General features: G+C 71.4%; 19 protein-coding genes. 8 read left to right on the forward strand and 11 right to left on the reverse strand.

What is annotated here, in order from left to right; all coding sequences use genetic code 11:
* Positions 1–2: 2 nt before the first annotated feature.
* Both OM076_RS47135 and OM076_RS17655 read right to left on the reverse strand, forming a co-directional pair.
* Entirely contained in the window at positions 3–1,202 is a 1,200-nt protein-coding gene (locus OM076_RS47135) for a Vgb family protein (protein WP_272598112.1), read from the reverse strand.
* Positions 1,203–1,281: 79 nt separating this feature from the next.
* Complete coding sequence (locus OM076_RS17655; RefSeq protein WP_270041352.1) at positions 1,282–3,507, reverse strand: LVIVD repeat-containing protein; 2,226 nt, start codon at positions 3,505–3,507, stop codon at positions 1,282–1,284.
* 201 nt (positions 3,508–3,708) lie between these two features.
* Between OM076_RS17655 and zwf the strand changes: the two genes are divergently transcribed.
* The gene (gene zwf / locus OM076_RS17660; RefSeq protein ID WP_270041353.1) at positions 3,709–5,127 is read left to right on the forward strand and encodes a glucose-6-phosphate dehydrogenase; all 1,419 of its coding nucleotides are present in this window, start codon (positions 3,709–3,711) and stop codon (positions 5,125–5,127) included.
* A 41-nt stretch (positions 5,128–5,168) separates the two neighbouring features.
* Here zwf and OM076_RS17665 read toward each other — a convergent pair whose 3' ends face one another.
* Positions 5,169–5,744: a fibronectin type III domain-containing protein gene (locus tag OM076_RS17665; RefSeq protein ID WP_270041354.1), complete on the reverse strand. Its 576-nt coding sequence runs from the start codon at positions 5,742–5,744 to the stop codon at positions 5,169–5,171.
* 122 nt (positions 5,745–5,866) lie between these two features.
* Between OM076_RS17665 and OM076_RS17670 the strand changes: the two genes are divergently transcribed.
* A complete protein-coding gene (locus tag OM076_RS17670) occupies positions 5,867–6,745 on the forward strand; it encodes a P-loop NTPase family protein (RefSeq protein ID WP_270041355.1) in 879 nt (292 codons plus the stop codon).
* Here OM076_RS17670 and OM076_RS17675 read toward each other — a convergent pair.
* Positions 6,720–10,385, reverse strand: coding sequence for an alpha-L-rhamnosidase-related protein (locus tag OM076_RS17675; protein WP_270041356.1), 3,666 nt, complete (start codon positions 10,383–10,385; stop codon positions 6,720–6,722). The two genes, OM076_RS17670 and OM076_RS17675, sit on opposite strands and share 26 nt — an antisense overlap.
* Before the next feature lie 109 nt (positions 10,386–10,494).
* Between OM076_RS17675 and OM076_RS17680 the strand changes: the two genes are divergently transcribed.
* Positions 10,495–11,394, forward strand: a complete 900-nt coding sequence (locus tag OM076_RS17680; RefSeq protein ID WP_270041357.1) for an MBL fold metallo-hydrolase — start codon at positions 10,495–10,497, stop codon at positions 11,392–11,394.
* Here the strand turns inward: OM076_RS17680 and OM076_RS17685 are convergent.
* Positions 11,352–11,714: a DUF4406 domain-containing protein gene (locus OM076_RS17685; protein ID WP_372518053.1), complete on the reverse strand. Its 363-nt coding sequence runs from the start codon at positions 11,712–11,714 to the stop codon at positions 11,352–11,354. The two genes, OM076_RS17680 and OM076_RS17685, sit on opposite strands and share 43 nt — an antisense overlap.
* Positions 11,715–11,771: 57 nt before the next feature.
* Here OM076_RS17685 and OM076_RS17690 point away from each other — a divergent pair, with 57 nt between their 5' ends.
* Entirely contained in the window at positions 11,772–12,527 is a 756-nt protein-coding gene (locus OM076_RS17690) for a DeoR/GlpR family DNA-binding transcription regulator (protein ID WP_270041359.1), read from the forward strand.
* On the opposite strand, the gene OM076_RS17695 is transcribed toward OM076_RS17690, so the two are convergent.
* From OM076_RS17695 to OM076_RS17705, 3 genes are read right to left on the reverse strand one after another with little or no spacing between them, the layout of a single operon-like run.
* Positions 12,524–13,297, reverse strand: coding sequence for a DeoR/GlpR family DNA-binding transcription regulator (locus OM076_RS17695; RefSeq protein WP_270041360.1), 774 nt, complete (start codon positions 13,295–13,297; stop codon positions 12,524–12,526). The genes OM076_RS17690 and OM076_RS17695 overlap by 4 nt on opposite strands.
* 5 nt (positions 13,298–13,302) lie before the next feature.
* Positions 13,303–13,587 (reverse strand): hypothetical protein, encoded by a 285-nt coding sequence (locus OM076_RS17700; protein WP_270041361.1) that lies wholly within the window; start codon positions 13,585–13,587, stop codon positions 13,303–13,305.
* Between the two features lie 29 nt (positions 13,588–13,616).
* The gene (locus OM076_RS17705) at positions 13,617–14,693 is read right to left on the reverse strand and encodes a PucR family transcriptional regulator (RefSeq protein ID WP_270041362.1); all 1,077 of its coding nucleotides are present in this window, start codon (positions 14,691–14,693) and stop codon (positions 13,617–13,619) included.
* 81 nt (positions 14,694–14,774) lie between these two features.
* Between OM076_RS17705 and OM076_RS17710 the strand changes: the two genes are divergently transcribed.
* Entirely contained in the window at positions 14,775–15,473 is a 699-nt protein-coding gene (locus OM076_RS17710) for an SDR family NAD(P)-dependent oxidoreductase (RefSeq protein WP_270041363.1), read from the forward strand.
* Between the two features lie 128 nt (positions 15,474–15,601).
* Here OM076_RS17710 and OM076_RS17715 read toward each other — a convergent pair whose 3' ends face one another.
* The 3 genes from OM076_RS17715 to OM076_RS17725 are packed head-to-tail and all read right to left on the reverse strand — an operon-like array spanning position 15,602 to position 19,629.
* Complete coding sequence (locus tag OM076_RS17715) at positions 15,602–17,140, reverse strand: aldehyde dehydrogenase family protein (RefSeq protein WP_270041364.1); 1,539 nt, start codon at positions 17,138–17,140, stop codon at positions 15,602–15,604.
* A 3-nt stretch (positions 17,141–17,143) separates the two neighbouring features.
* On the reverse strand, positions 17,144–18,466 hold the full coding sequence (locus OM076_RS17720; protein WP_270041365.1) for a proline dehydrogenase family protein: 1,323 nt from the start codon (positions 18,464–18,466) through the stop codon (positions 17,144–17,146).
* A 53-nt stretch (positions 18,467–18,519) separates the two neighbouring features.
* Complete coding sequence (locus tag OM076_RS17725; protein WP_270041366.1) at positions 18,520–19,629, reverse strand: PucR family transcriptional regulator; 1,110 nt, start codon at positions 19,627–19,629, stop codon at positions 18,520–18,522.
* A gap of 26 nt (positions 19,630–19,655) precedes the next feature.
* Between OM076_RS17725 and OM076_RS17730 the strand changes: the two genes are divergently transcribed.
* From OM076_RS17730 to OM076_RS17740, 3 genes are all read left to right on the forward strand, one after another.
* On the forward strand, positions 19,656–20,600 hold the full coding sequence (locus OM076_RS17730) for an NAD(P)/FAD-dependent oxidoreductase (protein WP_270041367.1): 945 nt from the start codon (positions 19,656–19,658) through the stop codon (positions 20,598–20,600).
* Between the two features lie 16 nt (positions 20,601–20,616).
* Positions 20,617–22,566 carry a S8 family serine peptidase gene (locus OM076_RS17735; RefSeq protein WP_270041368.1) on the forward strand — a complete coding sequence of 650 codons (1,950 nt, stop codon included), beginning with the start codon at positions 20,617–20,619 and terminating at the stop codon, positions 22,564–22,566.
* Between the two features lie 71 nt (positions 22,567–22,637).
* Entirely contained in the window at positions 22,638–23,948 is a 1,311-nt protein-coding gene (locus tag OM076_RS17740) for a sensor histidine kinase (protein ID WP_270041369.1), read from the forward strand.
* Positions 23,949–24,010 lie beyond the last annotated feature (62 nt).

Below are 24,010 nucleotides of genomic sequence, written 5' to 3' on the forward strand. Positions count from 1 at the left end.
GGCTAGCGGCTGACGATCGCCGTGCTGGAGACCTTGGCCTTGTCGATCTTGACCGTCACCGCGAAGGTCTTGGCCTTATCGTAGACGTGCCGGCCGCGAACCTCGAAGCCCGCACCGGCGCGCCGCACCCAGCCGGCTGAGCTGGTTCCGTCGCCCCACTTGATCGTCACGTCGTAGTCGCCCGGCCGGGAGTCGGTGTCCGGATCGGTGAACGTCGCGACCGTCCGCTCGGCGCTGTCGTAGCGGCGCATCGTGAACGTCGTGCCGAGCGCGCTGAGCGGCGGGTCCCAGCGCAGGTCGACGCGGCCGACCTGGCCGAGGTTGCCCTGGGTGAACCAGAGGTCGCCGCCGCCGTCGACGGTCAGGCCGTCCGGGTAGCCGGACGGGACCTTGAACTGCTTGGTCACCGCGCCGCCGTAGGTCATGCGCGCGATCGTGCCGTCCTCGTGCTGCGTGAAGTAGAGGTTGCCGTCCGGCGCCGCGACCAGCGCGAGCGGGTTGGAGTTCTCGGTCGGGATCGCGAACTCGTTCGTCAGCGCGCCGTCGGTGGTCATGCGGGCGATCTTGTTCGTGTTGCGCTCGGCGAACCACAGCGCGCCGTCGGCGCCCGCGACGATCGGCCCCGGCAGGCTGTCGGCCGCGGGGAGCGTGAACTCGGTGATGACGCCTTGCGTCGTGATCCGGCCGACCTGGTTCGCGCCGGACTCCGTGAACCACAGCGCGCCGTCCGGACCGGGCGTGATGTCGGCGGCGAACGCGTCGGCCGTCGGGAGCGGGTACTCGGTGAGCTTGCCATCGACGCTCAGGCGGCCGATCGCGTTGCCGCGCAGCTCGGTGAACCACAGCGCGCCGTCGGAGCCGAGCACGATGTCGGCCGGGAACGCGCCCTCGGCCACGGGGTACGACGTCTGCGAGCCGTTGAGTGCGAGCTTGACGATCGCCGAGGTGTCGCGGTTGGAGACCCACAGCGCGCCGTGGGCGGATGCGATGCCGGTGGCGCCGCCGCCGACGTCGAACGACCGCACGCGGCCGTAGTCGCCGATCCGCCAGACCTTGCCGAGGCTCGAGTCCGACGTGTAGATCGCCCCGTCCGGACCGGCGACGATCTCGTTGGGGACCGCGTACTGGGAGCGCAGCGGGGTCTCTGAGACCCGAGGGGAGGCCTGCGCGGCCGACGCGGAAACGACAAACGCCGCGACCATGGTCGCGGCGCCTGTTTTAGTTGCGGAGAGCATTACCCGAGGATGCGCGCCGGCGATCCGGCGCGCATCAGGGAACCTCCTAAGGAGCAGTCGTGCTGAGCGTGAAGGTCAGCGTCTTGCCGTAGCTGCCGGCGCGGAGGGTCTCCGTCGCCGTGATGTTCTGGCGGAACGTCAGCGTCGTGTTGCGGTTGGTCTGCGGAGCCGCGAACGTGATCAGCTGCGTCGGAGCGGCGGAACCGCCCACTGCGCCACCCACGCCGGCCGTGCCCTGCGTGGCCGTCGCGAAGACCTGCAGCGGGTTGGTCAGCGTCGCCGTGCCGTTGACGAGCCGGCCGGTACCGGTGGTCGCCACGTCGGACACGGCCAGGGCCGCGTCACCCGCGGTCGACGTGACCTGGACGACCGCCGTCACCAGGTACTCCTTGGCGGTACCCGGGGCGAACGGCTCGAACATCGCCGTCGTCGCGGGCGTGGTCAGCCCGAGCGTCGTGCCCACGGTGCCACCGGCGACGGTGCCCGGGATGTCGACGCTGTTGACCATGTAGGCGACTTCCTTGGTGGTGATGTTGCCCGACGAGTCGATCGCGGTGACCTTGAACGTCTTGTTGCCGAGCGTGCTGTTGGTCACCTCGGTGCCGGTCGCGCTCGTGCCGACGCACGAGTCGACGCCACCGGCGTCGGTGCACGTGAACGCGGGCGTGAACGTCGAGCCCTGCTTGAACGTCTGGCCCGGCGTGACGCCGGTGATCGCGATCTCCGCACCCGTCAAGTCAGGCGCGTAGGAGATGGCCTGCGTCTGCGGGTTCGACGTCACGAACGTGTTCGTGCGCTTGAGGTGCTCGTTGGCCTGCGCCGCCGTGGCGTCGCCCGCGAGGTTCAACTGCCACGTGATGACGCCGCGCTTGATGTCGGACTCGTAGATGTAGCCGTTGTGCCAGTAGGTCGACCAGTCGCCGCCGAGGATGATGCCCGTAGAGGGCGGTTCCGGGGACGGGTTCTGGAGCGGGGCCGGGTCGGCGTAGGCGATCTCACGCGGAGCCGCCGGGTTCGTGAAGTCGAACACCGAGATGCCGGACTGGTAGGAGCCGACGGTCGCGTAGTAGCCGGCCTTGGTCGGGATGACGTTGAAGTTGTGCCAGGTGCAGTTCTCGCGGCTGTTCTGCGGCCGCGGGTGCAGCATCTCGCCCTTGACGTCGCCCGTGAGCGGGTCGATGAAGTAGAGCGTGCGCTCGACGACCGTGCTGGTCGCCTGGCAGCGCGCGGCCGAGCCGCCGCCCGGCTCATGGCCGTAGATCAGGTACTTGCCGTCGTACGTGAACGAGCCGGAGTGGCCCGTCGTGACGCCGGTCATGGCCTTCGACCAGAGAAGCGTCGGGGTCTCGACGCCACCCTCGGCCGCGGCCGGGAGCGTCAGGTCGAACTTGTACATGGCGAGGCCGTTGCCGCCCGCGCACATGGCGTAGCTGGTCGACGTGCCGCCGACGTTCAGGAGCACGTTGTTGTCGTGGCAGGAGCTGCCGGCGCGACCGTGCGTGACGCGCTTGAGGTACGTGGCGTCGGCCATGTTGGCCAGGCTGATGCGGACGACGTCGATGCCGTTGCAGGTGCCGCTGGAGCCACCGTTGTAGATGTAGAGGTAGCCGCGGGCCTTGTCCGGGACGGCGGTCGCGGTGTGCGAGCCGCAGCCGCTCGGCGCGCCGGCCTCATTGCCGGTCGAGGCCATGCGGAGCTGCTTCTTCATCACGGGGTTGGCCGGGTCGGAGATGTCGAAGATGTGGATGCCTTCGAAGCCCGTGCCGACGAGCTGGCCGGCGCAGGTCGAGCTGGCGCTGGCCGGCGCGTCCCACGAGCGGATCAGGATGTTCTCGTAGACGATGACGTCGCCCTGGCCGACGTTGCAGCCCGTGTAATTGAGGATCTGCGTCGGCGTCGTCTTGTTGGTGACGTCGATGACGCGGAAGCCCTCGTACGTACCGGCGAAGACGTAGTTGTCCTTGAACGCCAGGTCCGAGTTGTAGACGCCGTTGCCCGTGCCGTTGTAGGGCACGTTGCGGGCGGAGTAGCCGAGCGCGGTCAGGTTCTTGATCGCGAAGCCGGCGGCCGAGACGGTCGGGCCGGCCGGGACGCCCGGGACCGGCACGTCCTCGGTCTGCGCGGTCGACTGGTAGATGTACGAGCTCAGGTCATCCGCGCACTCGTGCGACAGATCGCTGAAGGACGGCATGTAGCCCGCCCAGTTGCCGCCGGTGTGGAGCGTCAGGCTGGTGCCTGCGGACTCGACCTCGGACAGACACGGATGTGCCATGGCGGCCGACGGGGCGAACGCCCCTACAACCAGCACAGCGCCTACGCTCGCCAGACCGGCGAGTCCCCTCTTCATGCGCATTGCACCCCTCTCGATTCATGGTCCCCTCATGGACCTAAGATGAGAATAAGCCTCAGAAGAGGATGAGTGCAAAGGACGGGCGTTGAGTTGCCTCCACACCCGGGTCGGCATACTCGACGCGTGACCCGCTCAGACGGCGCTTCAACTCCAGACGACCACATCATCGTCCTCTTCGGCGCGCTCGGCGATCTGTCGACGCGCAAGCTGCTCCCGGGGCTCTTCCACCTGGATCGTGCCGGGCTGATGCCGGCCAACTACCGGATCATCGGCACCTCCCGCAAGGGCGGCACGGCCAAGGACTTCATCGCCGTCGCACGCAAGGCCGTCGGCTCCGCGGCGGGCGACACCTGGGAGCACTTCGCCTCGCACCTGGAGTTCAGCGCGTTCAGCGCGGAGGAGCCCGGCCCGCTGGTCGACGCGGTCGCCACGGCGGAGAAGGAACTCGGCGGCACGCCGCGCCGGCTGCATTACCTCTCGATCCCGCCCAACGCCTTCGGCGCCACCGTCGGCGCGCTCGGCTCCTCCGGGCTGGCCGACCACGCGCGCGTGGTGCTGGAGAAGCCGTTCGGTGTCGACCTCGAGTCCGCGATCGAGCTCAACAAGCTCGTGCACGGCGTCTTCGAGGAGCACCGGGTCTTCCGGATCGACCACTTCCTCGGCCGCGAGGCGATCCAGAACCTGATCGCGCTGCGCTTCGCCAACGGCATGTTCGAGCCGATCTGGAACAAGGACCACATCGACCACGTCCAGATCGACGTCCCTGAGACGCTGGCGGTCGACGATCGCGCCGGCTTCTACGAGGAGACGGGCGCGTATCGCGACATGGTCGTCACGCACCTCTTCCACGTGCTCGGGTTCGTGGCGATGGAGCCGCCGACCGCGCTCGACGGCCGCTCGATCGTCGAGGAGACCGGCAAGGTCTTCCGCTCGGTCAAGACGATCAGCCCGAACTGCGTGATCCGCGGCCAGTACGCGGGCTACCGCGAGGGCAAGGGCGTGGACCCCGACTCCCAGACCGAGACCTTCATCGCGATGCGGGCGGAGATCGACAACTGGCGCTGGTCCGGCGTCCCGTTCTTCCTGCGCACGGGCAAGGCCATGGGCGAGTCGCGGCGGCTGCTGACGATCGCCTTCCGCGAGCCGCCGCGCCGGATGTTCAAGGACGCGGGCGCGTTCGTCGAGGACTACGGCCCCGACCACATCTCCTTCGACTTCGGCGACCCGGGGAAGATCACCACCTCGTTCCTGGCCAAGGTCCCCGGCCCGAAGATGCGGCTCGGGCAGGCGACGATGGAGTTCACCTACGAGGAGTCGTTCGGGACCCAGGGGCTCGAGCCCTACGAGCGGCTGATGTACGACGCCATGCTGGGCGACCGCACGCTGTTCACCGACTCGGAGGGCATCGAGCGCCTGTGGGCGGCGTCGGCGGAGCTGCTGGCCGATCCGCCGCCGCTGCACCGCTACGCGCGGGAGTCATACGGCCCGCAGAAGATGCACGAGCTGATCGCCCCGCGCCGCTGGTGGCTGCCGGAAACCTAAACGCCACCTAAGGGGTCTGGCCCCTTAGGTGGGCTTTAGGTTCAGCCGCCGATGAAGCGCACCGAGCCGTCGGCCGCCAGGTTGATCCCTTGGAGGCCGTCGGCGGCCGGCAGGGTGGCGACGGAGAGCTGCTTGATGATCGCCGGGTCGACGCCGTCGTAGACGTCGACGGCGCGCAGGCCGCACATGATGCACTCGGGGAACGGGTTGTAGGCGACGTACCGGTTCAGGATCTCGTCGGAGATCTTGATGCACAGGCGCCGGAACGTGCGCCCGGAGGACGCGGAATAGGTCAGCGTCGCGTTCTTGACCTGCAGCGCGCGGACGCGGACGACGTACTGGTGGCCGTTGACGAGGCCGCCGATCGGCGTGCTCAGCCCGGAGACGAACTTGTGGCCGGCGGCGCCGGTGGTGAGATCGCCGATGTCGACGCGGTAGGAGACGATGGCTGCGCCCGGATCGGGGATCGACTTCGTCCACGACGCGGTCACCGTGTCCGCGCAGGTGTTCACGGGGATCGGGTTCATGATCGGGGTCGTCGGCGCGGCCTGGGCGGCGGCGGCGAGGGTGAGCGAGGCGGCGACCGCGCCGAGCGCGATGCCGAGACGACGGAGCATTGGGACTCCTTCGGGGAGGATGGTGGGTGCGGTTGAGAACCCTGCCGACGCGCTCGCTCATGGTCAGTGTCGGCTTCGTCTCGCGTCGGTATCAGCGGCGGTCTCGCGTGCTCTTGAGCGTGATGCCCGCACCACCGCGCACCCTCGCCAGCCGGATCGCCCGCCGTGAGAACGCCGCCTTCGTCGGCCGCACCCGTGAACTGCTGATCGCCGAGACCGTCTTCGCGGATGAGGCCCCCGCGAGCGTGCTGCTGGTCCGTGGGCCGGCGGGGATCGGCAAGAGCGTCCTCGTTCGCGAGATCGCACGGCGGGGCGAGCGCGCGGGCTGGGCGCGCGTGGGCCCCCGCCCGCTGATCGTCGTCGACGATCACGATCCCGCGGACGGGCCCGCGCTGCGGGCGCGGCTCGCGGCCCTCCCTCCCCACGCGGTCGCGGTGGTCGCGAGCCGTGAGGGCTTCGACCCCGGGTGGTTCGAGGGCGGGTGGGAGACGAGCGTCGTCGAGCTCGTGCTCGGCCCGCTCAGCGACCACGAAGCGCACGCGTTCCTGCGCCATCAGGACCTCGCCGGCGATCCGCGGGCCGGCGCGATCGTCGGCTGGGCAGGCGGGCTGCCGCTCGCGCTGCGGCTGGCCGCTGGCGCTGCGCGCACCGATCCCGCGTGGCGTCCCGGCGCTCCCGCGCCCGCCCTCCGCCACCTCGGGCCGTCGGCGGTCGACCCCGAGACCGTGCGCGACGCGCTGCGCAAGCTCCAGGTCCCCCGCGCGGTGCCCGCCGAGCTGCGGGCGCGGCTCGACGACGCTGCCGAGCGCGCCTTCGGCGATACGCCGGACGAGCAGCTGCTGCGCCGGGTGCTGCTGCGCGGCTACTTCGAGCCCGCGCCGAGCCACGAGCACGCGGCGCACGAGCTGCATCTCTCGCGCGCCGCGTACTTCCGCCGCCTGCGCTCCGCTTCAGAGCGCGTGGCGGCGTGGCTGGCTATGGATTCGTCGTCGACAGCGTGAACGTCAACGTCTTGCTGTAGGCGCCCGTCCGGAGCGCGTCGGTGGACTTGACGAGCTGCTTGAAGCCGATCGCCACCGCGGCGTTGGACACCGGGCCCGACCAGGCGTTCGGGGCGATGTCGACCTGCAGCGGCTCCGGCAGCGAGAACGCGCCGTTGGTCAGGTGACCGGGATCGCTCACCGTCAGCGACGCGTCGCCGGCGCTGCTGGTGACATTGGCGGTCGTTGCGGCCGTGTAGGTCTGCGTGATGCCCGGGATGAACGCGCCGAAGCTCGCGGGCGCCCCGAGGGTGAGCGCGAGCGTCGCCGGCACCGTGCCGCCGACACCGCCGCCGACCGGGCCGGTCTGGCTGTCGCCGATGCTGAAGTGCGTCGCGCCCGAGCCGACGGTGAACGTCGTCTGGCCGTCGGCGGTGCCGACGAGCTGCGGCGCGCCCGCGCCCACGCCGACGTACTTGACGCCGTCCGGGTTCGGGATCATGACGGTCGCCTTCTGGTTGGCGGGAACGGTGACGTCGAGGACGTAGCTCCCGTTGGTCTTCTTCCAGGACACGGCGACGTTGCCGCGCTGCGTCCAGGCCGAGCCGCTGACGCGGTGCAGGTCAGCGTCCTGGACGGCCGGCGGCTGGATCTTGACCGTCGAGGCGGCCGTGCCGGTCACCTGGACGCCGAGCAGCTCCTCGACCATGTCGACGATGCCCCACGAGCCCCAGCCGTGCGACATCGACTCGTTGTTGGACGGGTTGCAGGGGAACGTCGTCGCACAGCCCGGGTTCCACTGCTCCCACATGTAGGTGCCCTGCTCGTCGAGGATCCGCTTGGGACCGTCGGCGTTCGGGTCGGTCAGCAGCTTCACGACCTGGTCGTAGCGGCCGCCGTCGGCGAGCGCCTTGAGCAGCACGTGCCACGTCATCGGGCCCTGGTTCATGCCCAGCGACGTGATCTTGTCGAGCAGCTTGGCCTGGTTGGAGGCCGGCGCGATGCCGTAGTAGAGCGGGTAGCTCTGGGCGTGCTCGGCGGTGTTGTTGATCTGCGGGTTGCCGGCGTCGCCGCTCAGCCCGTCGGTGTAGAGGCCGTCCGGGCGGATCAGCTTGGCGTTCATCGCCGTCGCGATCGAGGCGGCCCAGCCGGTGTACTGCGCCGCGTCGTCGGGATGGCCGAGCGCGGTGGCGGCGCTCGCCACCGCGCGCAGCGCGCCGACGGCCTCCGCGTTGTGGATCGTGCGCGCGGCGTTGTTGGTGAACGTGTAGCCGTAGCGCATCTGCGCCGGCCAGTCGATGATCCCGTACTGGTAGGAGCTGGTGCCGCCGAACAGGTTGTAGATCAGGCCGGAGGCGTTCCCGGTGGTCTGCGTGTTGGTGTTCAGGTAGCCGGCGATCGCCTTGAGCTGGTTGTAGCTCGCGGCCAGGGTCGCCTTATCGCCGCTCTGCTGGTAGTAACGCCAGATCCACTCGGGCACGAACTCCGTGTAGTCCGGGATGTCGCGCATGTTGTCGCCGTTGGGATAGACGGAGTTCACGCGGCCCGGGGTGCCGAGGCTCGGGAAGGAGCAGGGCAACTGGGCGGCGGTGCAGTAGCCGCTCGCGGCGGCCTTCCAGGCGTGGGTGCCCGAATCGACGATCTCGCGGATCGCGCGGGCGGTCGCGGTGCGGTCGCCGGCGGAGGCCATCGTCGCGTAGGAGATGTCGACCGAGTCGCCGGTGAACTGGCCCTTCTCACGCGTGGGCGTGTCCAGGAACGTCTCCTGCGAGGAGTCGATCGCCGAGTGCTGCATCAGGTCGAAGACCGCGTTCAGCGTCGGGTTGTCGGAGTCGAACGTCGCCTGGCGGTCCGCCGGCGCGCTCTGGTGCTGGACGACGGCGGCGATGTCGTCGGCGCTGAGGTCCTCACCCGCGCCGGGCGGGAGGATCTGCAGGTAGCGCCAGCCCCAGTAGAGGTGCGGCTGGGCGACCTGGGCGCCGTCCTTCTCGGTGTACCACCAGCCGAGGGTCGAGCCCTGCGTGTCGTGGGTGCTGGTGCCGGCACGCGAGCCCTCGACGAAGCGGGCGTTCGCGTGGGCCCGGCTCAGCGGGGCGTCGAGCGTGATGCCGGTGCCCGTGGCGCCGGCGGTGCCGACGGCCGTGATCGTGCGGGTCTCCGGATCGCCCTTGCCGAAGCCGTTGGCGGCCTGGTCGATCGTGATCTTGTCGCCCACGACGAAGTTGCTGACGGACGCGACCTTGATGTTGGTGTCGCCCGCGGCGGTCGCGGCGCTCGTCGTCGTGTTGTTGAGCCGGTAGCTGGTCTGCATCACCAGCGCGCGGCCGGCCACGCCGCTGTGCAGCGTCAACTGCGGAACGCTCGAGTAGACCTTGCCGAAGTCCGCGACGACGCTGCCGTCGGCGAGCTTGGTGATCGACTTCGGGTGGATCGTCTGGTATTCGAGGTGCGAGATCGCCGGGTCGAGATGGCTGAAGGTCTCGCGGACCGGGTTCAGCGGGCGCGGGTGCGGCCCGATCGCGTAGGCGGGCTGCCAAGCGGAGTCGTCGAAGCCGGCCTTGTCCCAGCCGGGCTGCTCGTTGCGCGCGTCGTAGCGCTCGGCCTTGTCGCCGGAGTCGCCGTTGCGGGTCGTGACCGTGGCGGTGGTGAACTCCGCCGCCTTGGAGACCTTCCAGGTGCCGTCGGTGACGAACGTCTCGCGCGTGCCGTCGGCGTGGTCGACGACGGCCTTCATGATCATGCCGCTGGGGCCCGCGTAGTCGAGCACCGCGGCGCCGCTGGCGTGCGCGGTCTGCAGCGCCGGGGTGACGGTGATGCCCGTGCCGGTCGCGCCCGTGGTGCCGATCGCCGTCACGGTCGTGGTCTCGCCGCCGACCGAGATCTGATCACCGAGGTCGAACACGTTGACCGCGCCGACCTTCAGGTTGGTCGCGCCCACGGCCTGGGCGGCGGAGAGCGTGGTGTTGGACACCGGGCCGTTCGCGCGGCCCTGGCAGGTGCAGGTCCAGTAGTGGTAGAGCGCGCCGAGCGCGAGCGGCTGGCCGGCCGTGACCGCGTCGGTGGCGTCGAAGGCGTAGTACTGCGCCTCGCTCGGATAGTCGTAGTTGTCGCCGCGGGCCAGGAGCTTGCCGTTGACGTGGATGTCGTACTGACCCATCGCCGAGGCGTAGATGCGGGCGCGGGTCACCGGACTCGCGCTGAGTGCGGGGAACTGCTTGCGCGCGTAGGTCCAGTCGTCGGTCGAGTCGTTGCCGGTCGTGACGCGGCGGATCCAGTTCGCGCCTGACCAGCCCTGGTCGGTCAGCCCGGTCTCGAAATGACCGGTCGCGGCGGGTGAGACGTCGCCGCTCGGATCCCACGTCTTGACGGTCCAGTCATAGGCCTCGCCGTTGGCGAGCGCTGGGCCGGCGTACGGCACATACGACTGGTCGGACGACGCGACCTTGCCGCTGTCCCACACGGTCGCGCCGTTGCGCGAGACCGTCAGCTGGTAGGCGCTCTGGTCGGAGGCCGGCATCCAGCCGAACTGCGGTGGACCTTCCACGTTCAGCGGCCGGGCCTGGTCGCCGACGGTCAGCTGGGTCGGTGGCGCGGCCGCGTGCGCGGTCCCCGTCAGCCCAAGGCACAGCAGGACGGCTGCGCCGACTACCCGGAGCTTCATGCTCTCTCCCCCTCCGCTCGAATTGAGCGAATGCGTTCGTTTTCGGGAGAAATACGCCTCAAGCGATCAGATGTCAAGCAGACATGAGCGCGCTCTTATTCTGTGCTTTGTGGTCCTCATCGATTTCCGCCCCGGTCCGAGCGCGAATCTCGTCCTCGTGGACGGCGAGCGACCGGTCTTGATCGATTCGGGCTCGGGGAGCGTCGCGTCCCTGCAGCGGACCCACGCCTTCCTCGCCGAACACGGCGTGCGCGCCGGTGACCTCGCCTGGCTGGCACTGACCCATTTCCACGCCGACCACGCCGGCGGAGCCGGCGCGCTGGGCGTGCCCGTGGCCGCCCATGAGCTCGAAGCCTCGCTCGTCAACGCCGGTGACCCGCGGGCCGGCGATCCGTGGCTCGGGTTCCCGATCGGGCCGTACTCCGTCACGCGCGGGTTGCGCGACGGCGAGGCGCTCGAAGGGCTGACCGTCGTCCACACGCCGGGGCAGACGCCCGGTCACGTTGCCTACTGGGTCGCGGAGAAGCGGGTGGCGATCACCGGCGACCTGCTGCAGGACGGGGACGTCGCCTGGGTGCCGTTCGGCGGGCCGTGGGCGCGCGACGCGCTCGACGCGACGATCGCATCGGTCGAGCGGATCGCCGCGCTGGACCCCGTGATGACGATCCCCGGCCACGGCCCGCCGGTGACCGACGTCCCGCGCGCGGTCGCCGCCACCCTCGAGCGCTATGAGCGCTTCCGCGCCGACCCTTCGCGGGCGGTCTGGCATGCGGTGCGGCGGGCGCTCGTCTCGCACCTGATGATCGCGCCGCGCGACGTCGCGGGTCTGATGGCGTTGCCGTGGGTGCCGATCGCGGCTCGCGCGCTGGAGCTCACTCCGGCCGTGGTCGTCGAGCGCACGCTGGCCGGCCTTCGCGAACGCGGCGTCGTGGTGCGCGACGGCGGAACCTACGACGTGACGGTGCCCTACGAGGCACGCGAGCCGGGGATGTCGGCCACGTCGAAGTAGACGGGCAGGTCGCGCTGACGCGCGATCGCCACGTCGAGGTCTGCGCCCTTGGACTCGCCCGGCAGCCGCAGGACGGCGTCGCAGTGCGCGAGCAGGCGCTCGGCGGTCGGGTAGAGCACGTCGGCGGCGAGCGGGCCGGTGACGCTCGGCTCCCCCGCGCTGCGCAGGACGGGGAGCGCGACCCACTCGCCGATCATCGGCACGTGCCCGGCGCGGAAGATCGGCCACGCGGCCTCCTCCAGGCGGGTCAGGTTCTCGGCCATCAGGGCGGGGTCGTCGCCGGTGCCCGAGCGGTACGGGCCGGCGATCAGGATCAACATCGGGGAGGACATATGCGTAGAATACGCACAACTGTGGATAAACGTGGAGAAATGTGAATGCTGCCGGTTCAGCGCAAGGACTTCATCCTCGAGCGGCTCCGCAGTTCCGGGCAGGTGATGGCCAAGGACGTCGCAGCCGAGCTCGGCGTGACCGAGGACAGCGTGCGCCGCGACCTGCGCGAGCTCGCGGCCGACGGCCTGGTCCAGCGGGTGTACGGCGGCGCGCTGCCGGTCTCCCCCGCGCTCGCCGACTACGCCGCGCGCCGCACGGTGGCCGTCGACAACAAGGCCCGCGTCGCCCGGCGGGCGATCGAGTTGATCGAGCCCGGGTCCACCGTGATCCTCGACGGCGGCACGACGACGCTGGCGATTGCGCAGGCGCTGGCGCCCGATCTGCGGGTGACCGTGGTGACGCACAGCCCGACCGTCGCGGCGGCGCTGGTCGAGCACCCGACGGCCGAGGTCTACCTGCTCGGCGGGATGCTCTTCAAGCACTCCGCGGTGACGTGCGGCGCGGCCGCCGTCGAGGCCGCGCAGGCGGTCAACGCCGACCTCTTCTTCCTCGGCGTGACCGGCGTGCACGCGGAGGCCGGCTTGACAACCGGCGACGCCGACGAGGCGGCGATGAAGCGCGCGCTCTCGCGGCGCGCCGCGGATACCTACGTGCTGGGCAGCGCGGAGAAGATCGGCGCGGCGTCGCCGTTCACGGTCGTCGGGCTCGGCGACGTCGCGGGGATCATCACGGACGCGCCGCTCACCGATCCGACCTTGAACGCGCTGGTCGACGCCGGCGTGTCGATCGTGCCGGCTTAGACGCCGACGACCCTGAGCGTCACGCCGGTGGCGCGCATCGGGTCGAGTGCCGCCGCCGGGGCGCCGTGGGCGAGCACCGTCGAGACCTCGTTCACGCGCGCGATCGCGTTCTGCCCGCGCGTGCCGAGTTTGGAGTCGTCGAGCAGGAGCACGGACTCGCCGGCTTGCGCGATCATCGCGCGCTTGACCTCGGCCTCGAGCTCGTCGGCGTCGGTCAGGACGCCGTCGCGGGTGACGCCCTTCACGCTCAGGAACAAGCGGTCGGCGTAGTGGCCGAGCACGGTGTGGATCGCGTACGGGCCGACGAACGAGCGGGTGAGCGGGCGCAGCGTCCCGCCGATCCCGACGAGCTTGACGTTCGGGGTCTCACGCGCGGCGACCGCTTCCATCACCGGCAGGCTGTTGGTGATGACGGTGACGCCGAGGCCGAGCTCGACGATCCGGCGGGCGACGAAGTAGGCGGTGCTCGAGGAGTCCAGCAGCACCGTCTCGCCCGGCGAGAGCATCGCGACGGCCGCGTCGGCCAACTTGGCCTTGGCCTCCGTCGCGACCTCGACGCGCGCGGCGAAGGAGTCCTCCTGCGCGGAGATCGAGGGCAGCACCGCGCCGCCGTGGGTGCGCCGCGCGAGCCCCTGGCGCTCGAGCTCCATCAGGTCGCGGCGGGCGGTCATCGGCGAGATGCCGAACTCGGCCTCCACCTCTGTGACGGTGATGGCGCCGGTTTCGCGCAGCCGCGCGGCGATCGCCGATCGGCGAGTCAGAGCGAGCATCGGCGTCAGGCCTGATAGTCGCGCAGGCCGGCCCAGTACTGCTTCGCGCACCAGCGGTCGAATCGCCAGAAGCCGAGCGCGACGTTGAAGCACAGCAGCAGGTAGCCCACGAACTCGCTGATCGCGTGGCCGACGATCGGCACGAGGAGCATCAGCCCGACGAGGAGGAGCACCCAGAAAATAAGGCTCCACGGGATCCGCCACATGCGATTGCTGCGGTCCTTGTCCCCGTCTCCGTTGCCCTCCGGCGGCTCCCATCTGGGGTCACTGACAAGGCCGACGAAGGGCATCCCTTGAGGCTACTCCGACGTCTAAACGCTTACAAGGCGTTAGTCACTTCGAGGTAACTGAAGATGAGATTTCTAAGTTCGAGCTCGACGAGCCCGGAGAAGGTGCGCGGATCGTGGCCGGTCTCGGTCGCGATCCGTTCGAGGCGGTAGCGGACGGTGTTGGGGTGGACGTGGAGGGCCGCGGCGGCGCGGCTGACGTTGAGGTCGGCCGCGGCGAAGGCCTCGACGGTCGCGGCGTCCTCGTCGTCCAAGCTCGGCTTGGCGGCGATGACGGCGCGGGTGGTCGCGTCAGCTCCCACGAGCAGGCACTCGAAGGCGGACAGCTCGGCGAGAGCCACGATCGGGCGGGCGCCGGTCGCGTAGCCGCGGGCGAGGCTGGCTTCGCGGTAGGCCTGGCGGATGCCGGTGTAGTCGCTCGCGGGGAGGCTGACGCCGAAGTGGCCGCGCTGCTCGAGCGCCGCTCGGGTGGCGTCCGCCGCCGTGGCGACGATGACGATCTCGTCCTCGCGGCGAGCGATCAGCGCGCGCGGCAGGCGCTCGCGCAGCGCGTCGCGCGCCGCCTCGTCGGTGGCCTGCCCGACGATCGTCACGAACGGGGCCGCGGGGAGCCGAATATCGCCCGGCGGGCGGCCGCTGAGCATCCGCTCGATCGCGTCGCGGGCCTGGCGGCCTGACTCCACGCGCAGGCGCGCCTCCTCGCGCAGGTAGCCCTCGGCGGCCTGGCTGGTCATCAGGTCCATCGCGTCGAGGGCGCGTTTCGCGAGGTCCAGGCTCTCGTCGCGCGAGAGGTCTGCGCGGGTCGCCTCCTCGGCGCAGGCGTCCCAGTAGGCGAAGAGGGCGACGCGGTAGGCGTGCAGGAACGCCTCGAGGCTGACGCCCTGGTGGACGCGGCGGGCGGCGAGGTCGCGGATGACGGCGAGGTCGGCGCGGTTGAGGTTCCCTTCGAACGCGCGCGCGAGCAGGCCGACGGTCGCGGTCGCGCCGGCGAGGAGATCTTCGAGCACGTCCTCGGGGGCGCGCGCGTACTCGGGGATCTCGTCGACGACTCGCCGTGCGATCGCCCGGCCGATCTCGGCCTGGCGGGCGGCGAGGGCGTCCGCGATCATTGGCGGATCATACATGTAACTGCGGTTGGAGCTGTCGGATACGCCAAGATCTCGCGGGCGATCGGCGCGAGGCTCTGTGGCATGGAACGAGCACTCATCACCGGAGCGACGTCGGGCATCGGCCGGGCCGTCGCCGAGAAGCTGGCCGCGACGGGCTACGACGTCGTCATCCACGGCCGCGATGCCAAGCGCGGCGCCGAGGTGGCGGCGGCCACCGGCGGGACCTTCATCGCCGCCGATCTGGGCGACGTCGACGACGTCCGCCGGCTGGCCGAGGCGGCAGGCGACGTGGACGTGCTGGTCAACAACGCGGGGATCTCCGTCTGGGGCCCGACCGGCACGTTCGACCTCACCGCCTACGACGCGATGTTCGCCTCAAACGTCCGCGCGCCGTTCATCCTCGTCGCCGCCCTGGCGCCGGGCATGGCGCAGCGCGGCCACGGCGCGATCGTCAGCGTCTCGAGCATGGCCGCCCGCGTCGGCATGGCCGGCGGCGCCGCCTACGGCGCGACCAAGCTCGCGCTCGAGGGCTTCACCCGCTCGTGGGCGAACGAGTACGGCGCGGCGGGTGTGCGCGTGAACGCGATCGCCCCCGGCCCCGTCTACACCCCCACGCCCTCCGGCCCGGAGTTCATCCGCGCCCTCGGCGAGACCACCGCGATGCACCGCGCCTCGCAGCCCGAGGAGATCGCGGAAGTCGTCGCCTTCCTCGTCTCCCCGGCCGCGTCCTACATGACCGGCGCGACCGTCGCCGTCGACGGCGGCCGCACCGCGATCTAAAGCCCACCTAAGGGGCCAGACCCCTTAGGTTCCCTTTACGTCGCTTTCGGCCGCGCAACGAGGTTCTCGCTACGGGTCGTGACCTAAAGGCGAGATAAGGGGTCTGGCCCCTTAGGTGGCGTTTAAGTTCAGACGACGAGGCCGTGGCGGACGGTGTTCTCCGTGACCGCGCGGGCTTCGACGAACTGCAGGAGGTAGTCCGGGCCGCCGGCCTTGGGGCCGGTGCCGGAGAGCTTGCCGCCGCCGAAGGGCTGGCGGGCGACCATCGCGCCGGTGATCTCGCGGTTGACGTAGAGGTTGCCGACCGGGGTGCGCTCGCTGACGTACTCGATCGTGCGCGGGGAGCGGGAGAACAGGCCGCCGGTGAGGGCGAAGTTCGAGGCGTCGACGAGGTCGCAGGCGTGCTCGATGCTCGTGACCGTCTCCAGGGAGAGGACCGGGCCGAAGATCTCCTCCTGGATGACCCGGGAGTCGGACGGCAGGCCGGCGAAGATCGTCGGGGCGACGTAGAAGCCGTCGTCGCGGGTCGTGGCCTGCGCCAGCGGGGTGGCGGAGTCGATGTAGCGCTGGATCTTCTGCTGCGCGGCGACGTCGATCACGGGCGGGACGTCGGTGCCGAAGTCGGCCGCGGGGCCGACGCGCAGCGTGGTGATCGCGCCGGCCATGCGCTCGGCGAGCTCGTCGGCGATCGCTTGGTGGACCAGCGCGCGGGAGGCCGCGGAGCACTTCTGGCCCGCGAACGCGAACGCGGACTTCAGCAGCGCGGGGACGACGTCGTCGAGGTCGGCGTCGGAGTCGACGATGACCGCGTTCTTGCCGCCCATCTCGGCGATGACGCGCTTCAGATGGCGCTGACCCGGAACGACCTTGGCCGCGCGCTCGAGGATCTGGAGGCCGACGGCGCAGGAGCCGGTGAACGCGATCGTGTGGATGCGCGGGTCGGCGACGAGCGCCTTGCCCGCCTCATCCCCGCCGGGCAGCAGGTGCAGCGCGTCGAGCGGGACGCCGCCGGCGTGCAGCGCGTCGACGACGGCCTTGGCGCACGCGGGGGTCTGCTCGGCCGGCTTCAGCACGACGGCGTTGCCGGTCGCGAGCGCGGCGCTGACCATCCCGGCCGCGATCGCCAGCGGGAAGTTCCACGGCGCGATCACGCCGGTGACGCCGCGGGCGACGTAGCGCATCGCGTTGCGCTCGCCCGGCAGCTGCAGCAGCTCGCGGCCGGCGCCGAGCGCGAGCGCGCCCTGGGCGTAGTACTCGAGGAAGTCGATCGCCTCGCAGACGTCGGCGTCGGCCTCGGCCCACGGCTTCCCGGCCTCGCGGACGGCGAGGGCGGCGAGCTCGAGGCGGCGGTTGCGCAGGATGCCGGCGGCGCGGGAGAGCGCGGCTGCGCGCTCGGCGGCCGGCTTGCGCGACCACGCGCGGTGACCCGTCTCGGCGCTGGCGATCGCGTCCTTGACGTGCTGCTCGGTCGCCTCGTGGGCGTGGGCGACGATGCGCGTGGGCATCGAAGGGTCGACCGAGGCCATCTGGCGGCCGGTGACGACGGCCTCGCCGATCAGCATCGGGACCTCGAGCGGGAGCTTTGCGTCCAGCGTCGCGAGCGCGTCCAGGGCCTCGCGGCGGACGGACTCACGGCGCAGCTCGAGCAGCGGTTCGTTACGGAACATGGCTTAGGGAGCCTCCAGGAGCTGGGCGGTGGTCGTGCCGCTGGCCGCGGCGGCGAGGAAGGAGTCGTTGGCGGTGTTCTCCAGCAGGCGGCGGACGAGGTACGCCATGCCCGCGACGAGGTCGCCGACCGGGCAGTAGCAGCGCACGCGCCGGCCGGTGGCGGCGATCGCGGCCTGCGTGTCGTCACCGAGGCCGCGCAGGATCTGGAACTCGAGGAGGTCATTGCCGACGCTGCGCGAGTCCGCGTAGGCCGCGGCGGCAGAGATCGAGCGGAGGTTGTGGGACGCGATCGCGACGCGGATCGGGCCGGCGTTGTCGATCAGGACCTTGGTCAGCTTCTCGAAGTTGCGGTCGCACTCGCGGCGGTCGGTGAAGACCGGCGGCGCCCAGCCGTTCTGCGCCGCCTGGACGACCTCGTGGTCCCAGTAGGCGCCCTTGACCAGGCGGATCGTGAAGGGGTGCTTGCGCGGCGTGGCCTTGGCCCAGGCGATGAGCTCGTCGAGGTACTCCGGGGAGTCGACGAGGTAGGCCTGCAGGACGATGCCGGCGGACGGGCCGTTGGCGAACTCGGGCTGCGACAACAGGTCGAGCGTGAGGCGGGTGATCGCTTCGCGGGTGTCGAAGGACTCCATGTCGACGTGCAGGTGGGCGCCGACGTCGCGGGCGACGGTGAGCAGGTGGCGCAGGCGCGGGCGGGCGCCCTCGATGCCGCGCTCGGGCGCCATCGGGTTGCGCAGGAGCGGCGTGAGCGCGGAGACCTTGACCGAGAGGTTGACGTCGCGGTTCGGGTACTGCTTCGCGGCCTGCGCGAGGGTCCGGAGGGCGTCCTCACAGCGCTGCATGTACCGGTCGGCCTCGGCCTCGCTGACAGTCGCCTCGCCGAGCAGGTCGACGGTGGCGTCGACGCCGTTCTTCCACAGGCCGGTGATCGTGGGCAGCGAGTCCTTGGCGTCGGCGCCGACGATGAAACGCTGGGCCATCTGCTTGACGCCCGTGGCGGCGATCGCGGCCACCGGGCGAGAGGCGAGCTTGCGGCCGGTGATGGTGGCGGCGCGGCCGGCGAGGCGGGAATCCTCAGCCTCGGCGAGCAGCTCGTGCAGGTGGCGGGTGACGTCGGCGGGTGTCGCGCACGCCGGGCGGACGTCGACGAAGCGGAAGAGCGCCGCGCGCAGTGCGGGGTCGCTCATCATCAGCTCTTGCATGCGCCGCTCGACCCGGGCCGTCGAAACGGCACGGGGACGCGGCATCCTGGTGGCGAGATCGGTGCCGATCCGCATGATCGGACCTTCGAGGTCGTCCATGCGTTCCTGGGTCGTTGCGGCCATGGCGGGAATGCTCGTTTCCCGGGGCCGCGGGTCCCAGAGGGGTTCAGTCGCGGTTATCGCGGCGGGGGTGCGACAGTTGTCGCGTTCAACCGGTGGAGCCTGAGTCCGAGGTGGGCGAGCAGGCGGTCGTCGCCCTTCTGCAGGTCGAGGCCGGTGATCTCTTCCACCCGCTGCAGACGGCGGTAGAGCGTGGCGCGGTGCATGTTGAGCCGCTTGGCGGCGTCGGCGACGTCGCCTCCGTGATCGAGCAGTCCTTCGAGCGCCTCGACAAGCTGATCGCCGCGGCGGTGCTCGACGAGCGCGAGGATCGCGGGCAGCGGTCCCGGGTGGTCCGCGGCGCTCCAGAGCTCGGCGATCATCGCCCAGCTGCCGAGCTGGTCGTAGGCGGCGACAGGGCCGAGATTCGGTTGCGCGCGGGCGCACAGCGCGGCGGTCTCGGCCTGACGGCGGGCGGCTGGCGCGTCCTTGAGATCCGTAAAGGGCGCACTCAGACCGCCGTTCCGTACGTTCAGCGCGTTCTGTACCGCGGCGGGCTCGCGGATCAGGATCGTGACTCGGTCGCCGCGCTCCAGGGCGGCGACGTCGAAGGCCGCGCGGGTCCGGCGCAGGCGTTCGGCGATGGTGTCGTCGCCCTCGCAGACCGCGACGACGTAGGCGCCGCGCTCGGGCCAGCGAAGGGTCGCGGCGAGGTCCTGGGGCGCGCGGGCATCGCCGGCGAAGAGGCGCTCGAGCAGCTCGGTCGTGCGGCGGCGCCGGTCGTCGGCGGCCCGGTGGCGCGCCCAGAGGTTCGCCGCCACCTCCTCCCCGCCGCGCTGCAGGCCGGCACGCTCGGCGTCGGTGAGCGGGCGGTCGCCGACGATCACCCACAGGAATCCGAGCAGCACGTCGCCGTGGCGGATCGGCAGGCAGCCGCGCCGGGTCATGCCGAGCTCGTCGTTGCGGGGGACGTCGACCAGGTCCCTCGCTCGCTGCAGGCCGAGTCCGTCCAGCCAGGCGGCGACCGGCGGGGACGTCTCCCGGGTCAGGATCGACGAGCGGCGGACGGCGTCGGCCTCGTCGGGCTGGGCGCTGTGGGCGAGCAGGCGCCAGCGCCGGTCCTCGACCGAGATCGGCCGCCGGATCTCGGCTTCCAGGTCGTCGACGATCTCCTGCAGGTCCGCCACGCGCCCCAACCCTACGATGCGGGCGGATGGACGTCGCGATCGTGGGTGCGGGGATCTGCGGGCTGGCCGCGGCCGATGCGCTGCAGCGTCGCGGCGCGCGGGTCGTCGTGTACGAGGCCGAGCGTGTCGGCGCGGGTCAATCCGCCGGCCTGGCGCGGATCTTCCGGATCGCCCACGCGTCGCCGCGGCTGTGCGCGCTGGCGCTGGAGGCGCGCGCGGGGTGGCTCGCGTGGGAGCGCTCGCTCGGCGCGGGCCGGCTACTCGGCGAGGAGGGTTTGATCGTCGCGCGCAACGAGCGTCGAGTTTCTCGTGCTGTAGTCGAGAAAGTCGACCTTCGCGCCGCGGCGATGCAGGCGGCAGGGGCGCCGGCTCAGGAGCTGACCGCCGGGGAAGTGCGGGAGCGGCTGCCGTTCTTCGACTACGCGTGGGGCGGCGGGCTGTGGGATCCGCTGGCGGGGGCGCTGCGGATCCGGCGCGCGCTGGACGCGCTCGCGGCCCGCGTGACGATCCGGCGCGAGACGGTCACCGACCTCGAGGCGCTCGACGCGGACGCGGTGCTCGTGTGCGCCGGGCTCGGGACGCAGGCGCTCGTTCCCGAGCTCGACTTCGAGCTGAGGACCGAGCCCCACGTCCGGCTGACGTACGACGCGGGGGCGGCGGCCCCGTGCGTGATCTCGGCGGAGCTGTATGGGTGCCCGATCGGGAGCACCGGCCGGTTCGCGGTCGGGATGCACGACCAAGCGGCTGCGCCGGCGATGGTGCCGCTGCCGGTGGTCGACCGGGTCGAGTGCGTGTCGCTGTTCGCGCCGTGGCTCGACGCCCACGGCGACGGCTTCCTCGCGCTGCGGACGGGCCGGGTCACGGCGTTCACCGGCGCGAACCTCATGAAGTTCGGGCCGCTGCTGGGCGATCGGCTCGCACGATCGGTGCTCGACGGCGCGATCCACGCCGATCTGACGTTCGGCCAGTGACCGCGCGAGTGTTCAGGTGGGGAACATCCCGGTCGACGACTGGGGTGTGCGCATCTCGTTCGCCCTCGGCATGCTGGTCGCTGCTCTCGCGTTCCCGGCCGTGGCGTCGGCCGACGACGCGATCATCGTCAAGCGGGTGCCGGGGCTGGATCGCGCCGAGCGCGCGGCGGTGCGCGACGACGCCGACGTGGCGTTCGATGGGACGCTCGCGCTCCCGAACACCGAGGTCGTGACGGCGCGGCCGGGTGAGGTCGACGAGGCGCTGGACGCGCTCAACGACAACCCGGACGTCATCTATGCCGAGCCGGACGTGCAGGTCGCGCCGGGTTCCAACGACCCCCAGTTCGTCAACCAGTGGGGGCTGAGCAACGTCGGGCAGACGGTCTGGACCGCCGGGACGCCGGACGCGGACATCGACGGGCCCGAGGCCTGGGCCACCACCCGCGGGGCGGGCGCGACGGTCGCGGTGGTCGACACGGGCGTCGAGACGACGCACCCCGACCTCGCCGGCCAGTGGACCGGCAATCCGGGCGAGCGAGGCGGCGGCAAGGAGACCAACGGCGTCGACGACGACCACAACGGCTTCGTCGACGACTGGCAGGGCTGGGACTTCGTCAACAACGACAACACGCAGGAGTCCGAGGGCAACTTCCACGGCACCCACGTCTCCGGGACGGTCGCGGCGCTGGCCGACAACGGGATCGGCGTCGCGGGCGTCGCCCCGCAGGCCAAGGTCCTGCCGGTGAAGATCTTCGGCGCGCCGAACACCACGGCGTCGTCGAGCGTGATCGGGCAGGCGTTCGACTATGCCGGGACGCTCGGCGTGGATGTCGTCAACGCCTCGCTCGGCGGGCTCGGAACCTCGCAGTACATCACCGACGTGATGAACGCCCACCCGAACACGCTCTACGTCGTGTCGGCCGGCAACAGCACCGACGACGCCGCCCTGTACATGCCGTGCAACTCGTCCGCGCCGAACCTGGTGTGCGTGGCGTCCAACGACAACCAGGAGCACCGCTCGGACTTCTCCAACGTGAGCGCGACCGCGGTCGACCTCTTCGCCCCGGGCTCGTTCATCGTCTCCACGACGATCAACGGCACGTACGGGTACGCCAACGGCACGTCGATGGCGGCACCGCACGTGAGCGGCGCTGCCGCCCTGCTGGCGGCGGACGAGCCGGCCGCGACCGCCGCGCAGCTCAAGGCCGCGCTGCTGGGTTCGGTCGACGTGAAGCCGGCCTACAGCGGGCTCGCGCTGACGGGCGGGCGGCTGAACGCGGCGCGGGCGCTCGCCGCACTGGAGGCGTCGGTGACGCCGACGCCCACGGCGACACCGTCGCCGACCGCGACCGCCACGCCGATCCCGACCGCGACCGCCACGCCGACGCCGACCGCGACCGCCACGCCGACGCCGACCGCGACCGCCACGCCGACGCCGATCCCGACCGCCACGCCGACGCCGATCCCGACCGCCACGCCGACGCCGACCGCGACCGCCACGCCGACGCCGATCCCGACCGCGACGCCGGGTCCCGCACCCACGCCCGCCCCGGTGCCCACGCCGACGCCGGGCCCGACCGCCCCGCCCGCGCCCACCCCCGACCCGCCGGTCGCCCCCACGCCCCCCGTCGCCACACCCACCCCGGCCCCCACGGCCGGCCCGCCTACGCCCGCGCCCGCGCTCGTCAAGACGCTCAAGATCACCGGCGCGGTCACGAGCAAGCAGCCCGCCAAGGTCAGCTACACGCTCAGCGCCGACGCCCATGTCACCTACGTGATCCGCTGCACCGGGGCCAAAGCGTGCGCGAGCACCTCGCTGGCCAAGGTCTCGCGCCGTGCGAAGTCCGGCAACGGGTCCTTCGCGCTCACCCGCAAGCAGGGCGGCAAGAACCTCGCCGCGGGCAAGTACACGCTGACGCTGAGCGCCGGCGCGTCCTCGCGTAGCGCGGCGTTCACCGTGAAGTAAGCGCGACGCACCCGCCGGGCGTCCCGCCATGATGCGGGTAGGCGCCGATGAATGACCCCTTGCCTCGCCCGATGACGCCCGCCCGGACCCTTGCCGTCGCGCTCGCCGCGGTGGCGTGCGGGGTGGCGTCGGCGCTGGTCGCGCTCGCGAGCGACCGGGTCGACTCCAACCTCGCCTGGGCGATCGCGGGCCCACTCGTCGGCTGGAGCGCGGTCGGGACCGGGCTATACGCGTGGAGCCGCCGGCCCGAGAACGGGACCGGCCGGCTGATGGTGCTGCTCGGCTTCGCGTGGTTCAACTCGACGCTCGTCAACGCCGACAGCGAGTTCCTGCACGACTACGCGCGGGTCACGGCCGGGCTGTGGGGCGCCGTGTTCCTGCACCTCGGCATCGCGTTCCCGGAGGGGCGGCTCAGGCCGCGCGCCGACACCGCGATCGTGGTCGCCGGCTACGTGATCTTCCCGCTCGCCTTCCTACCGGGCCGGGCGGTCGGCGGCGTGCTCTACAGCATCCTCTTCGTCGTCGTGGCGGTCCGCTCGGCGCGGTATTGGCGGGCGGCGGACCCGTTCGAGCGCATCCAGCTGACGCCGGTCTACACGTTCGCGCTGCTGACGTTCGCGCTGGTCACGGTCGCGCAGACGGCCGGCAGCGAGTCGGCCTGGTGGGGCGCGTTCGTCACGACCGGGCTGATGCCGTTCGCGTTCATCGTCGGGCTCACGCGGAGCCGGATCTCTCACCTGGACGCGGAGCTGCACGAGCGGATGGAGGAGTTGCGGGCGTCGCGCTCCCGCGTCGTCGCGGCAGGGGACGCGGCCCGGCGCAAGCTGGAGCGCGACCTGCATGACGGCGCGCAGTCGCGGCTGGTCGCGCTCGCGCTGACGCTGCGGATGGCGCGCAACCGCGCCGGGGACGACGGGGAGCTGGCGATCCTGCTCGACCAGGCGCAGGACGAACTGAAGACCAGCCTGGCGGAGCTGCGCGAACTGGCGCGCGGGATCCACCCTGCCGTGCTGACGGAGCGGGGGCTCGAGGCCGCGGTGCAGACGCTCGTGCAGCGCGCACCGGTGCCGGTGACGGTCGAGGCGGCCTGTGCGGGCCGGCTTCCGGAGCCGGTCGAGTCCGCCGCCTACTTCGTCGTTTCCGAGGGGCTGGCGAACGTCGCCAAGTACGCGCGCGCGACCCACGCGTCGGTGGCCGTGTGGCGTGATGATGACCGGGTGACGATCGAGGTGGCCGACGACGGCGTCGGCGGAGCCGATACGGCGAACGGCTCAGGTCTGCGAGGGCTGGCGGACCGCGTCGCGGCCCTGGACGGCACCCTCACGCTGGAGAGCCCGGCCGGCCGCGGGACGCAGCTTCGAGCCGAGATTCCAGTGGCGTGAAGTGACGGGAGGAGGATCGTCGTCGCGGCTGGCGCGGTCCCCATTGCGGTGTGTGCGCTTCA

It is taken from the genome of Solirubrobacter ginsenosidimutans (genome assembly GCF_027587205.1).